This is a genomic window from Micromonospora sp. BQ11 (genome assembly GCF_052068135.1).
In the GTDB taxonomy this organism is placed as follows: Bacteria; Actinomycetota; Actinomycetes; order Mycobacteriales; family Micromonosporaceae; genus Micromonospora.
In genome coordinates this window covers 115,053-127,376 of the sequence record NZ_JBQHDB010000007.1, presented here as the reverse complement: position 1 = coordinate 127,376, position 12,324 = coordinate 115,053, and the positions used below count along the sequence as shown (strand labels likewise).

The 12,324-nt window shown below is 72.5% G+C and carries 13 protein-coding genes; 6 read left to right on the top strand and 7 right to left on the bottom strand.

Features of this window, described 5'->3' with window-relative positions:
* Positions 1-105: 105 nt before the first annotated feature.
* Positions 106-570 (top strand): DUF4442 domain-containing protein, encoded by a 465-nt coding sequence (locus ACTMSW_RS16910; protein ID WP_441181564.1) that lies wholly within the window; start codon positions 106-108, stop codon positions 568-570.
* 173 nt (positions 571-743) lie between these two features.
* On the opposite strand, the gene ACTMSW_RS16905 is transcribed toward ACTMSW_RS16910, so the two are convergent.
* Complete coding sequence (locus ACTMSW_RS16905; RefSeq protein WP_441181563.1) at positions 744-1,073, bottom strand: ArsR/SmtB family transcription factor; 330 nt, start codon at positions 1,071-1,073, stop codon at positions 744-746.
* The gene (locus ACTMSW_RS16900; RefSeq protein WP_441181562.1) at positions 1,066-1,494 is read right to left on the bottom strand and encodes an SRPBCC domain-containing protein; all 429 of its coding nucleotides are present in this window, start codon (positions 1,492-1,494) and stop codon (positions 1,066-1,068) included. Before ACTMSW_RS16900 ends, ACTMSW_RS16905 begins: the two co-directional genes overlap by 8 nt.
* Before the next feature lie 121 nt (positions 1,495-1,615).
* On the opposite strand from ACTMSW_RS16900, the gene ACTMSW_RS16895 reads away from it, so the two are divergent.
* Together ACTMSW_RS16895 and ACTMSW_RS16890 are read left to right on the top strand one after the other, a co-directional pair.
* Positions 1,616-2,368: a beta-phosphoglucomutase family hydrolase gene (locus ACTMSW_RS16895; protein WP_441181561.1), complete on the top strand. Its 753-nt coding sequence runs from the start codon at positions 1,616-1,618 to the stop codon at positions 2,366-2,368.
* Positions 2,365-4,737, top strand: coding sequence for a glycoside hydrolase family 65 protein (locus ACTMSW_RS16890; protein ID WP_441181560.1), 2,373 nt, complete (start codon positions 2,365-2,367; stop codon positions 4,735-4,737). The genes ACTMSW_RS16895 and ACTMSW_RS16890 overlap by 4 nt, the downstream gene beginning before the upstream one ends.
* An 83-nt stretch (positions 4,738-4,820) precedes the next feature.
* On the opposite strand, the gene ACTMSW_RS16885 is transcribed toward ACTMSW_RS16890, so the two are convergent.
* On the bottom strand, positions 4,821-5,000 hold the full coding sequence (locus tag ACTMSW_RS16885; protein WP_441181559.1) for a hypothetical protein: 180 nt from the start codon (positions 4,998-5,000) through the stop codon (positions 4,821-4,823).
* A 316-nt stretch (positions 5,001-5,316) separates the two neighbouring features.
* Here ACTMSW_RS16885 and ACTMSW_RS16880 point away from each other — a divergent pair, with 316 nt between their 5' ends.
* Positions 5,317-5,991: a dienelactone hydrolase family protein gene (locus ACTMSW_RS16880; RefSeq protein WP_441181770.1), complete on the top strand. Its 675-nt coding sequence runs from the start codon at positions 5,317-5,319 to the stop codon at positions 5,989-5,991.
* Positions 5,992-6,142: 151 nt separating this feature from the next.
* Here the strand turns inward: ACTMSW_RS16880 and ACTMSW_RS16875 are convergent, their stop codons facing one another.
* Positions 6,143-7,303 (bottom strand): AI-2E family transporter, encoded by a 1,161-nt coding sequence (locus tag ACTMSW_RS16875; RefSeq protein ID WP_441181558.1) that lies wholly within the window; start codon positions 7,301-7,303, stop codon positions 6,143-6,145.
* Between the two features lie 88 nt (positions 7,304-7,391).
* Entirely contained in the window at positions 7,392-8,876 is a 1,485-nt protein-coding gene (locus ACTMSW_RS16870; RefSeq protein WP_441181557.1) for a hypothetical protein, read from the bottom strand.
* A gap of 142 nt (positions 8,877-9,018) precedes the next feature.
* Here ACTMSW_RS16870 and ACTMSW_RS16865 point away from each other — a divergent pair, with 142 nt between their 5' ends.
* Positions 9,019-9,204 (top strand): antitoxin, encoded by a 186-nt coding sequence (locus ACTMSW_RS16865; protein ID WP_441181556.1) that lies wholly within the window; start codon positions 9,019-9,021, stop codon positions 9,202-9,204.
* A 65-nt stretch (positions 9,205-9,269) separates the two neighbouring features.
* Here ACTMSW_RS16865 and ACTMSW_RS16860 read toward each other — a convergent pair whose 3' ends face one another.
* Positions 9,270-9,869: a hemerythrin domain-containing protein gene (locus ACTMSW_RS16860; protein WP_441181555.1), complete on the bottom strand. Its 600-nt coding sequence runs from the start codon at positions 9,867-9,869 to the stop codon at positions 9,270-9,272.
* Positions 9,870-10,026: 157 nt separating this feature from the next.
* Here ACTMSW_RS16860 and ACTMSW_RS16855 point away from each other — a divergent pair, with 157 nt between their 5' ends.
* Positions 10,027-11,280: a cyanophycinase gene (locus ACTMSW_RS16855; protein WP_441181554.1), complete on the top strand. Its 1,254-nt coding sequence runs from the start codon at positions 10,027-10,029 to the stop codon at positions 11,278-11,280.
* 52 nt (positions 11,281-11,332) lie between these two features.
* Here ACTMSW_RS16855 and ACTMSW_RS16850 read toward each other — a convergent pair whose 3' ends face one another.
* The gene (locus ACTMSW_RS16850; RefSeq protein ID WP_441181553.1) at positions 11,333-12,226 is read right to left on the bottom strand and encodes an aminoglycoside phosphotransferase family protein; all 894 of its coding nucleotides are present in this window, start codon (positions 12,224-12,226) and stop codon (positions 11,333-11,335) included.
* Between the last annotated feature and the right edge of the window lie 98 nt (positions 12,227-12,324).

The following is a 12,324-nucleotide window of genomic DNA, read 5'->3' as shown; positions in this document are numbered from 1 at the left end:
TCCTCGGCCGTTCGACAGCCCGACTTCACTGACGTCGAGTTGACCTTGCCGGTCGCGCTGCCGACGGCTCTTGCCCGGGAAGTTACTCGCGGGTAACGTGCGGGCATGACCATCGACTCGCGCCAGGTGGCGGCCGGCATGCTCGACGCGGTGCCCTTCGCCCGTACGCTCGGCTTCGAATTCGTCGAGGTGGCTCCGGAGGGCGACGGCGGCGTCCGCGCCGTCGTCCGGCTGCCCGACTCGCCGGCCACCCACAACCACGTCGGCGGCCCGCACGCGGGCGCGATGTTCACCCTCGGCGAGACCGCGTCCGGCGCGGTCGTGCTCGCCGCGTTCGGTCACCTCCTCGACCGGGCGACGCCGCTTGCGGTGCGCGCCGACATCGCGTACCGCAAGCTCGCCATGGGTTCGGTGCGCGCGACGGCCCGGCTGGGGCGCACGGCGGCCGAGGTGATCGCGGAGCTGGACGCCGGTCAGCGGCCGGAATTTTCGGTACGCGTGGAGATCGCCACCGAGGAGGGCAAGCCGACCTCGGAGATGACCGTGGTCTGGACGCTGCGCCCGAACTGAGCGGTCGTCGTCGGGTGATGGGGCCGCGTTCGCCGCGACCCCATCGCCGCACGTCGTCGCGACCGGCTCAGCGACGACGATGGCTCGATGCCTTCGCGTTCCGGACCTCGTTGTCGGGGACTGGTCCACGACAAAGGAGGTGGTGAAACTCTGATCGCTCGTGAGGTGCTCCTTCATTCGAGATGTGCGCGGAGGGCGGCCAGCGGGCCGTCCCAGTCGCGGGCCAGGGCGGCGAGGAACTGCTGCGCCACCCGCATCGGGCCGGACTGGAGGCGGTAGCGGACCCGGCGCCGCTCGCCGGGCTCGGCGGCGACCAGCCCCGCTTCGGCCAGCAGTGCGAGGTGCTTGGCGATCCCCTGCCGGGTGATCGGCAGTCGGGTGGCGAGGTCCGTCGCGGTGGCCGGCCCCTTCTCGGCGAGGGCCGCGAGAATGGCGCGCCGGTTCGGGTCGGCCAGCGCCACGAACACGGCCTCCGCGACGGATTCCGAAGCCTGGTCAGCCATGGAGATAGGCGACCAACTCGTCGAGCTCGGCGGCCCAGCCCTTGGTGTTGCCCTCGAACGCGTGGGCGTAGGCGTCCGGGCTCAACTGGGCGAAGCCCGACTCGACCACGGTCACGCTGGTGCCGTCGCCGTCCGGGGTGAGCGTGAACTCGACGTACGTCCGGCGCGGGTCGTCCTCGGGCAGGCCGTTGATGCCCCAGGTGTAGCCGAGGACCGTCTTCGGGTCGAGTCGTTCGATCCGCAACCGTGCCGTGTCGCCGCTGTCCCACCGCAGCGTCGCGGTGCCGCCGACGCGCAGGTCGATCTCGGCGCTGTTGCCGAACCACGTGCCGAGCCCCTCGGCCGTCGTGATCGCGTCCCACACCCGCTCCAGCGGTCGGTCGATGCGGACGGTGCGTTCGATCCGATCCGGGAACCCCATCGGGGCACCTCCTCAAGTAGCAACCGTTCAGTTGCCATAAACGTATGGCAACCGAAAGGTTGCGTCAACACCTTCGCCCGAACGCGGTTTGCCGGCGCGGAGGTCTGGATAGATTCGTACCGTGCTGGGCCTGCCTGCTCATGTGACCGCCTGTCTCTTCGACCTGGACGGTGTGCTGACGCAGACCGCCCGCGTCCACAACGCCGCGTGGACAGCCACCTTCGACGACTTCCTCCGGCGGCACGCCGCCGCCACCGGGGAACCCTTCCGGCCGTTCGACCCCGGAGACGACTACAACCGGTACGTCGACGGGCGACCCCGCGCCGACGGCGTACGTACCTTCCTCGCCTCCCGCGGGATCGTCCTCCCCGAGGGGCAGCCGGACGACCCGTCGGACGCGGAGACCGTCAACGGTGTCGGCAACCGCAAGAACGTGCTCCTACTGGAGCACCTGCGCACCCACGGGGTTGACGTGTATCCCGGCTCGGTCGCGTACCTGGAGGCGGCCACCGCCGCCGGCCTGCGCCGCGCGGTCGTCACGGCCAGCGCCAACGGCCGGGAGGTGCTCGCCGCCGCCGGGCTGGAGCCGTTCATCGAGGCCCGGGTGGACGGGCTCGTCACCCGCGCGCGCGGCCTGCGCGGCAAACCCGCACCCGACACGTTCCTGGCCGGCGCGGAACTGCTCGGCGTCGACCCCGCCAACGCCGTCGTCTTCGAGGACGCCCTCGCCGGGGTCGCCGCCGGCCGGGCCGGCGGATTCGGGTACGTGGTCGGCGTCGACCGGGTCGGCCAGGCCGCCGAACTGCGGGAACACGGCGCGGACGTGGTGGTCACCGACCTCGCGGACCTGCTGCACACCGGGGAGACCGCGTGATCCGGGAACGGGCGTATCCCGTCGAGCCGTGGCACGTCCGGGAGACCCGGCTCGACATGGACGTCCTGGCCCAGTCCGAGTCGGTCTTCGCGCTCTCCAACGGACACATCGGCCTGCGCGGCAACCTCGACGAGGGCGAGCCGCACGGCCTCCCCGGCACCTACCTCAACTCCTTCTTCGAACTGCGCCCCCTGCCGTACGCGGAGGCCGGCTTCGGCTTCCCCGAGTCCGGGCAGACCGTCGTCAACGTCACCAACGGCAAGCTGATCCGGCTGCTCGTCGACGACGAGCCGCTCGACGTCCGGTACGGCGAACTCCTCGGCCACGAACGCATCCTCGACATGCGCGCCGGCACCCTCCACCGCGAGCTGCACTGGCGCTCCCCGGCCGGCCGGGAGGTGAAGGTCCGCAGCACCCGCATGGTGTCGTTCCGCCAGCGGGCGGTCGCGGCGATCAACTACGAGGTCGAGGCGGTCGACGTCCCGCTGCGCCTCATCGTGCAGTCCGAGCTGGTCGCCAACGAGACGCTGCCACCGCAGAGCCGCGACCCCCGGGTGGCGGCCGTGCTGGAGTCTCCGCTGCTGGCCGAGGAGGAGTTGACCACCGACGACGGCGGTCTGCTCATCCACCGGACGAAGGTCTCCGGGCTGCGGGTCGCCGCCGCGATGGACCACGAGGTCGACACCACCGTCCGGACGACCGTGGAGTCCGAGGGGTACGAGGACTGGGTCCGCACCACCATCGCCTGCGTGCTCAAACCGGGCGAGAAGCTGCGCGTGGTCAAGTACCTCACGTACGGCTGGTCCAGTCGCCGGTCACTGCCGGCGCTGCGCGACCAGGTCGGCGCCGCGCTGGCCGGGGCGAAGCTGGACGGCTGGGAGGGGCTGCTGCGGGAGCAGCGCGAATACCTGGGCGAGTTCTGGGACGCCGCCGACGTGGTAGTGGAGGGCGACCCGGAGGTCCAGCAGGCGGTCCGGTTCGGTCTCTTCCACGTTCTCCAGGCCGGCGCGCGGACCGAACGCCGGGCCATCTCCTCGAAGGGCCTCACCGGACCGGGGTACGACGGCCACGCGTTCTGGGACACCGAGATGTTCGTGCTGCCGGTGCTCACGTACACCCATCCCGACGCCGTGCGGGACGCGCTGCACTGGCGGCACCGCACCCTCGACACCGCGCGGGAGCGGGCCCGGACGCTCAACCTCAAGGGCGCGGCCTTCCCGTGGCGGACCATCGAGGGCGCGGAGTCCTCCGGCTACTGGCCGGCCGGCACCGCCGCGTTCCACATCGCCGCCGACGTCGCCGACGCGCTGCGGCGGTACGTGCTGGTCACCCAGGACACCGCGCTGGAACGGGAGATCGGCCTGGAGCTGCTGGTCGAGACCGCCCGGCTCTGGCGGTCGCTCGGCCACCACGACCGGCACGGCCAGTTCCACATCGACGGGGTCACCGGCCCCGACGAGTACACCGCCGTGAAGAACGACAACATCTACACCAACCTGATGGCGCAGCGGAACCTCGTCACCGCCGCCAACGCCGTGATGCGGTACCGGGACGAGGCCTTCCACCTCGGCGTCACCGACGAGGAGGCCGCCGCCTGGCGGGACGCCGCCGCGTCCATGCACATCCCGTACGACGAGGAGATCGACGTCCACGAGCAGGTGGAGGGCTTCACGCGCCTCCAGGAGTGGGACTTCGAGCACACGCCGCCGGAGAAGTACCCGCTGCTGCTGCACTACCCGTACTTCGACCTGTACCGCAAGCAGGTCATCAAGCAGGCCGACCTGGTGCTCGCCATGCACTGGCGGGGCGACGCCTTCACCCCCGACCAGAAACTGCGCAACTTCCTCTACTACGAGCGGCGTACCGTCCGGGACTCGTCGTTGTCGGCGTGCACCCAGGCCGTCCTCGCCGCCGAGGTCGGCCACCCCGAGCTGGCGCACAGCTACCTGCGCGAGGCCGCGCTGATGGACCTGCACGACCTCAACGAGAACACCCGCGACGGCGTGCACATGGCGTCGCTCGCGGGGGCGTGGATCGCCCTGGTCTCCGGGTTCGGCGGGCTGCGCGACCACGACGGCACCCTCTCCTTCGCGCCCCGGCTCTCCAGCCGCCTCGCCCGGCTGGAGTTCCACCTCCAGTGGCGCGGGATGCGGCTGCGGGTCGACGTACGGCCGCACGAGACCACGTACGCGCTCCGGCACGCCGAGCCGGACAAGGAGTTGGAGCTGCGGCACTACGGCACGCTGGTCACGGTCACCGGCACCGAACCGGTGACGGTGCCGATCCCGGCGGCCGAGGTGACCGGCCCGCGCCCGGAGCAGGCCCCCGGCCGCGCCCCCCTCCTCCGCCTCCCCGAACGGGACGAGTAGGTGTAAGGAAGGGCCCCCCGTTAACGCCTGGCGTTGTACGGGGGGCCCTTCTTAACATCCGTCGCCGCTCGGGCGACGCCTACTCAGAGTGCGCGACCCTGGGAGGGCCGGCCGGCGGCGTCGCGCGGAGCCATCGCCCGCGGATCGTCGGCGGTACGCGCCTGGGCGGCGTCGTCCGCCCAGTCCCGGTTGCGTTCGGCGTCCTGTTCCTGTCGGTCCCGCTCGGCGGTCTGCTGCCGGGACCCTCGCTGCTGCTGCGCCATGGCGATCCTCGCGATCCGTCGGGGCGCTGGTCGCGCCGGTACGGTCTGCGGTCCCCCGTCGCCTACCCGACGCCCCCCACGACAAACACCCACCGCCCTCAGGAAGCGCCCCGCCGCCGGGGGGTTGAGCCCCCTGCTTAACGCCCGCCGCCGGGGCGTTAAGCAGGGGGCCCTGGCGAAGGGGCCGGCGGCGCATGCTGCGCCGGAGCGCCCCCGGCCCCTTCGTCCTCTACCGGAGGCGTTAAGAAGGTGCCCTTCCTTACCGGTGTGCGCGGGGGTTCGAGGGGAAGTCGGAGGGGGAGTGGAGGTGGGCAACGTGGACGTACGCAGCCGTGAGGTGACGATCCCGGCCGGCGAGGTGGACCTCGCCGCCGACCTGCTGGTGCCGGAGGAGACGGCCGGTGTGGTGCTGTTCGCGCACGGCAGCGGCAGTTCCCGGCACAGCCCGCGCAACGTGGCGGTGGCGCACGTACTCAACCGCAGCGCGCTGGGTACCGTCCTGGTCGACCTGCTGACTCCCAGCGAGAACGAGGTGGACGAGCGGACCGCCGAGCTGCGCTTCGACATCGGGCTGCTCGCGCGACGGTTGGCGGGGATCGTCGACTGGCTCGCCGGCGAGCAGCCCTTCGGCCCGGCCCCGACCGGCGCGGCCGGGGGGTTGCCGATCGGTCTCTTCGGTGCGAGCACCGGGGCCGCCGCCGCGCTGGTCGCCGCCGCCGAACGACCTGACCTGGTCCGGGCGGTGGTGTCCCGGGGCGGGCGGCCCGACCTGGCCGGCCCGGCCCTCGGTCACGTACGCGCCCCGACGCTCCTGCTCGTCGGCGGCCTCGACGAGCAGGTCATCACGCTCAACGAGCAGGCCCAGGACGCCCTGCCCGACACCGCCGAGCTGACCGTCATCCCGGACGCCACCCACCTCTTCGAGGAGCCCGGCACCCTGGAGCAGGTGTCCCACGAAGCAGCCACCTGGTTCACGACCCACCTACGCTGACGCCGCCCCCACCGGACCGGCCGCGCCCGTCGCCGGCCCCGCCCGCCGATCATGAAGTTGTTGCCGGGACACGCCGAGGCGCGTGGCAACAACTTCATGATCAACGTAACGCAACGCAGCGTGCCCCGCGCCGCGCAGACGCGGCACCGCGTCAGCGTGCTTCGGCGGGGGTGGCCTCCGGGGGCGGTGGTGGAGCGGCGGGGGGCGGTGGGGCGCCCTCGCGCCGGCGTTGGACCGTGTCGATGACGCGCCAGGCCACCGCCGTGATCGGGACCGAGACGAAGGCGCCCGCGATGCCGGCGATGAGCGTGCCGGCGGTGACCGCGACCAGGATGACGGCCGGGTGCAGGCGTACCTGCCGCTTCATAATCAGTGGCTCCAGCAGGTTGCCCTCGATCTGCTGCACGGCGATGACGGCGGCCAGCACGAACAGCGCGGTCACCGGCCCCTTCGCGGCGAGCGCCACCAGCACGGCCACCCCACCGGCGACCGTCGCACCGACGATCGGGATGAAGCCGCCGAAGAACGTGATCAGCGCCAGCGGGAACGCCAGCGGCACCCGCAGCACCAGCAACGCGATCCCGATGCCGATCGCGTCGATGGCCGCGATCATCATCGTGCCCCGGCTGTACGCGCCGAGCGTGCGCCAGCCGTTGCGCCCCGCCTCGGCGGTGACGCCCCGGCGCGGGCCCGTCATCCGGTCCAGCACCCAGTGCCACATCGTGCGGCCGTCCTTGAGCAGGAAGAACAGCAGCACCAGTGCGAGCAGCGTCGAGCCGACCACCTCGGCGGCGGTCCGCGCGCCGGCCAGCGGGTCGAGCCCCCCGCCCTGGCTGAGGCCCGAGCGCGCCTGCTGGACGATCCGGTCGAGCTGCTGGTCGGTCACCGGCAGCGTGGAGGTCACGAAGTCGCGGGTCCGCTCGACGCCCGCGATCAGTTCCTCACTCAGCTCGCTGAACTGGGCCGCGGTCAGGTTCCACACGATCGCGCCGACGCCGACCAGGATGCCGAGCAGCAGCAGGACCGTGAGCAGGGCGGCCAGCGAGCCGGGCAGCCGCAGCCGGCGCAACGCCAGCTGCACCGGGTCGAGCAGCGCGGCCAGGAAGAGGGTCACCGCGACCGCGATGGCCAGCGGCGCGAGCAGCACCGCGACCCTTCCCAGCAGGTACAGCGCGATCACGAACACGATCAGGCACGCGCTCCACACCACTGCGGAGCGGACCAGCCAGGGCAGCCCCGCCCAGGTCTGCCGGGGGGCCGCGCCCCCGACCGCCTTCACATCGGGCGTTTGCCCGGCACCATCGTCGACCACGTCGGCCCTCCTCGATCTCCGGCGAGTCGGTACCCGGTGGGCGCACCTCCGAACCCCACGCGGGGTACGCCGTGTGCGGCGAGGCGGATCAGGGCAGCCCGGGCCACGCGACGACGTAGCCGCCCCCGTCGCCGGACTGCACGGCACGGGCGCGGTGGAACGGCCCCTTGTCGACCTTCGCGACGGCGGCGGCCACCCCGGACGCGGCGGCCACCCCCCGGACCGCGCCGGCGCCGCCGTCGGTGAAGACCACCCAGGAGGTACGTCGCTTCAGGTCCGCCGACAGCACCAGCACCCACGCGTCACCACCGGCGTACGGGGCGAGGCGGCGGCCGCCGAGGGTGATCCGGGAGCGGTCGGCGATCTGGTACGCGGACACCCCGCCGGCGTAGACGCGGCCCGACTCGTCGGCGGTGACCGCGTACGGCTTGATGGTGTTGCCCTTGTCGCCCTTGCTGTCGATGCGGCTGATCACGACCTGCCCGGCGAGCTGCCGCCCGGTGGCCGGGTCGAGGCGGGCCAGGTAGGTGTAGTGCGCGTTCGAGGTGTTGAACGCCTGGGTGAACTTGTCGATGACGACGTTCGGCGCCGGGCGGGACGGGTCGGCGGCCGAGCGGGCGAAGATGGTGTTGCCGCCGGCGGTCTCACCGGCCAGATAGAGCTTCCCGTCGCGGCCCATCGCCACCCGGTCGGCCCGGCTGTCCGCGCAGAGGTCGCCGAGCCGGTCGGCCGCATGGTCGTACGCGCGCCAGCGCAGCGCGCCCCGCCGGTCGTAGGCGTGCACGTACGCGATCTGCACGGGCACGCACGGACCGGCATTGACCTGCCGGAATCCGCTGACGAAGACGAGGCCGCTGCGGTCGTCGACGGCGACGTCGCTGACGGCGCGCCCCTCGGGGCGGATGGTGGCGAGGGTCGCGCCCTTGAGGTCGTACACGGTGACGGTCGTGCCGGAGAGGGCCGCGACCGTGCCGGCGGCGCCGACCGCGACGCGCGTCGCGCCCTTGCCGCGCTGCCAGCGGGCGGTGGACGCCTTCGGGTCGAGCAGCCACACTCCACGGTCGGTGGCGACGGCGATCTCGCCGCCGTCGCGCCGGACCTCCAGGTCCTCGACCGTGCCGGCGAGCCGCGTGGTGCCGAGCAGCTGTCGCCCGGTGCCGTCGAGCCGCAGCACCGCGCCCGCACCGCCCCGGCCGAGGGTGGTCGCGGTGCCGCCGCTCAGGCCGGTGAACCGGCCCCCGACGACGACCTCGCAGGTGGGTGAGACGTCCACGGCGTTGGCGACGTCGTCACCGTCGCGTCCGAGGTACGAGGCGGCGGTCGGGTCGAGCGAGCTGGCGGACCTCGGTGCCGGCCGGGCGTCGGGGCAGGCGACGGGGGCGGTGCCGAAGCCGCTGGCGGCCTCCGGCGCGGCGGTCGGTGCGGCGCGCGAACCGGCCGGGGGCGTCGGGGTGGCACCCGAGCCGGACCAGCGGGCCGGCTCGGCGCTCGGATCGGCCTGGCAACCCGCGAGCAGCAGCGCCAGCGCGGTCACGATCGACATCAACCGTCGGCGATGCGGGGTCTCGTGCACGGCAGGGATCGTACGCCGCCCACACCGGTGTCCCACCTCGCGACGCTGGGGCGTTGTGCGGCGTTGTGTCCGGTCGGCGGGTGTTTGCCGTCCCCAACCGAGGGAACGCAGTAGATCGAACCCCGATGCGAGGAGGAACGTCGTGAGCGACTTTCTGAAGAAGGCCGACGAGTTCGCCGACAAGCACGACAAGCAGGTCGACCAGGGCATGGACAAGGCCGGCGACATGGCCGACAAGCGCACCGGCGGCAAGTACGACGAGCAGATCGACAAGGGCGTCGACATGGCGCAGGCGCGTACGGGCGAGGGCGACACGTCCCCCCGCTGACGAAAAGATCGGACGCTCCCGGGCCACCGCGACGGCGGTGACCCGGGAGCGTCCGTCTCTACCGGTCAGCTCTCCTTCTTGCGGAGTTCCTCCATCGAGGTGGGGCGACCGCTGATGGCGTCGCGGACCCGGTCCACCAGGCCGGTGCCGGGGGCGAGCATCTTGTTCGCCGGCGGGCGGTCCGGGGCCGCCGGGTGCGGGCGGGTCGGCGCGGACTTCTTCGCGGCCTGCACCTTGCCGGCCAGCTCGACCATCTCCTCGCGCGCCACCGCGGCCCGCAGGCGGGGGAACAGGTCCGACTCCTCGTCCTGCACGTGGTGCCGGATCGTGCTGGTCAGGTGGGCCAGCAACTCGTCGAAGCGGGCGTCGGACGGGTCGAGCGACTCCAGGTCCTTCATCGTGCGCTCGGCGTCGGAGTGTTCGGAGATCTCGTGCTCGGCGATCTGGTCGCCGTCCGGCAGCGCCTTGCGGGCGGTCGGGTAGACGTACATCTCCTCGGCGATGGCGTGGCGGACCAGCTCGGCGATCACCACGTCGGCCAGGTGGCGGCGGTGCTCCGGGGTGCCCTGCCGGCTCTCCAGCTCGACGAAGAGGACCTCGACCTCGCGGTGGTCGGCGGTGAGGACGTCGACGACGTCCTGTTCAGTGGTCTGTGATGTGGTCATGGTGGCCCCTTACCGGTTGCGGACGGTCGGCTGAGGGCCTCGTACCCATCCGTCGCCGACCGAATCCACCTACCTCGCTCCCAGCCCGTTGTCGCTGTGCATGTTGTGCCGTACGCTCACCTCGGCCCGCCCTCACGGTCTCCAGTGAGGAGCAGTCATGCCCTTGAACCGCCTGCTGACCCTCGGGGTCGGCGCGTGTACGGCGGTCGCGTTGAGCGTCCCCCTCGCCGCGGCTCCGGCCTCGGCCACCCCGTCCCACCACCGCTCGGGTGGCAGCCTCGTGCTGGTCGGCGGTGCACTCGCCGACGACAACGCCACCATCTACGGCGACATCGTCCGGCTCGCCGGTGGCACCGGAAAGGCCCGGATCGGCATCTTCACCGCGGGGGCCCCGACGCCGTCGGAGGACCCGGACGCCGACACCCCGGACTGCAACAACAGCGTCTGCAACGGCGAGTACTACGCGAACCTGTTCAAGAAGTACGGCGTGGCCGACGCGCAGTGGATCCCGATCGACGTGGACCAGCCCGAGAAGGCCGACGACCCGGCCGTGGTCGCGCAGATCAACTCGATGACCGGCTTCTTCTTCGGCGGCGGCGACCAGTACCGGTACGTCACGACGATGACCCGGGGCGAGGCGCAGCGCGACTCGGCCGCGCTGGCCGCGGTCCGTCGCAAGCTCCGCCAGGGCGCGGTCGTCTCCGGCACCAGCGCGGGCGCGCAGATCATGGCCGGCCGCGACATGATCACCGGCGGGTCGGTCGACCCCGGCCTGCGGGACGGGTCGAAGCCCGGCTACTTCGACGACTCCACCGTTCTCGGCTACCTGCCCAAGGGCGGGTTCGGGTTCTTCCGCGACGGCCTGCTGGACACCCACTTCTCCCGGCGCGGCCGGGAGGCCCGGTCCATCCGGCTCGCCTCGGACACCGGCAACAAGCGGGTCTTCGGCCTGGACGAGAACACCGCGCTGGAGGTCACCAACGTGGGCTCGCGGCACCAGAAGCTGCGGGTGATCGGCCAGCGCGGCGTGACCGTGCTCGACCTGCGCTGGGCGCGGACCACCGATACCCCGGTCTGGGGCATCGAGGGCGTGCGCTGGACCCGGCTGACCGAGGGCGACCGGTACCGGTCGGACCGCTGGCAGCCGGTCTTCGCCCCGGGCAAGGAGCGCGTCACCGGCGCCCCGGGCTGCAACGTGACGCCGACCAAGGACGTGTTCTGGAACTACGGCCTGGTCACCAACGCGGAGGCGCTGATCGCCAACGCGGACTGCGCCTCGGTCTCGGACGTCTCGTACGAGGACGACCCGCAGTGGGAGGCGACGTTGACCCGGGGCCGGGGCTTCGCCGCGTACCGGAGCGGCGAGTCGACCTCGTTCACCGGCGTCGTGATCGGCATCAACGCGAAGTGAGGTGAAAGGAAGGGCCCCTTGTTAACGCCTGGCGTTGTACAAGGGGCCCTTCTTAACGCTCGTGCAGGATCGCGTCCAGCGTGTGGCGGGCTGTGGCGGACATGACCGGGTTGGTGTCCACGTAGTACGCCAGGCAGCCGATCGCCTGGGCGAGCGCCCAGCCGCGCCCGCGCGCCCACGTCGCGTCGTCGACGTCGAGCGCCCTCCGGTACCGGTCCCGGCCCTCGGCCGGTAGCAGGTTCCACGCCGGCATCAGGTCGACCGCCGGGTCTCCGACGCCGACCGCCCCCAGGTCGATCACCGCGGCGAGCCGGCCGTCGCGGACCAGCAGGTTGCCCGGCATCAGGTCGGCGTGCAGCCACACGTCCGGCCCGTCGTGCGCGGGCGCGTCCCGGCACTCCGCCCAGATCCGGGCCAGCGCGACCGTGTCGGTCAGGTGTGCGCCCGCGGACAGCCACCCGGCCACGTGCCCGTCCATCCCGGCCAGTGGACCGCCGCGCCCGCGGCCGTTCCAGCGCAGGCCGGCGGCGTCCGTCGCGTGCAGCGCCCGCACGAAGCCGGCCAGGTCGTCGGCGAACTCCACCACATCGCGTACGCGGGCGGTGCCCGCCGTCTCGCCGGGGATCCAGCGGTACGCCGCCCACGGCCCGGGGTAGCCGGGACCGGACTCGCCCAGCGCCAGCGGCTCGGGCACCGGCAGGGGCAGGAGCGGGGCGAGGCGGCGGGCGTTCTCCTGCTCCCGGACGAGGTCGGCGTGCCGCTCGGGGTCACCGGGCTGGAGCGGGAAGCGCAGCACCACGTCGTCGCCGAGGCGGAACAGCGCGTTCACCGTGCCGTGCGAGACGACCGGGCGTACCGGAAGGTCCCGCCAGTGCGGGAACTGGTCCGCGACGAGGGCGGAGACGACGTCCACGGTGATGTCGACCTGGTCGGCGTGCATGGGCATCGACCGATTCTGGCAACCCGGCCACCGGCTTGGCGAGCGGGTTTCGCTGCTGCGGGCCGACTCGGGTGTGGACGACCGGGGTCGTCATCAAGATGTAA

What these genes read in the sequence shown, in the direction of transcription:
- ACTMSW_RS16910 (WP_441181564.1), top strand. Translation starts at nt 106, where the DNA reads ATGACCATCGACTCGCGCCAGGTGGCGGCCGGCATGCTCGACGCGGTG.
- ACTMSW_RS16905 (WP_441181563.1), bottom strand. Translation starts at nt 1,073, where the DNA reads ATGGCTGACCAGGCTTCGGAATCCGTCGCGGAGGCCGTGTTCGTGGCG.
- ACTMSW_RS16900 (WP_441181562.1), bottom strand. Translation starts at nt 1,494, where the DNA reads ATGGGGTTCCCGGATCGGATCGAACGCACCGTCCGCATCGACCGACCG.
- ACTMSW_RS16885 (WP_441181559.1), bottom strand. Translation starts at nt 5,000, where the DNA reads ATGGCGCAGCAGCAGCGAGGGTCCCGGCAGCAGACCGCCGAGCGGGAC.
- ACTMSW_RS16860 (WP_441181555.1), bottom strand. Translation starts at nt 9,869, where the DNA reads ATGACCACATCACAGACCACTGAACAGGACGTCGTCGACGTCCTCACC.
- ACTMSW_RS16855 (WP_441181554.1), top strand. Translation starts at nt 10,027, where the DNA reads ATGCCCTTGAACCGCCTGCTGACCCTCGGGGTCGGCGCGTGTACGGCG.
- ACTMSW_RS16850 (WP_441181553.1), bottom strand. Translation starts at nt 12,226, where the DNA reads ATGCCCATGCACGCCGACCAGGTCGACATCACCGTGGACGTCGTCTCC.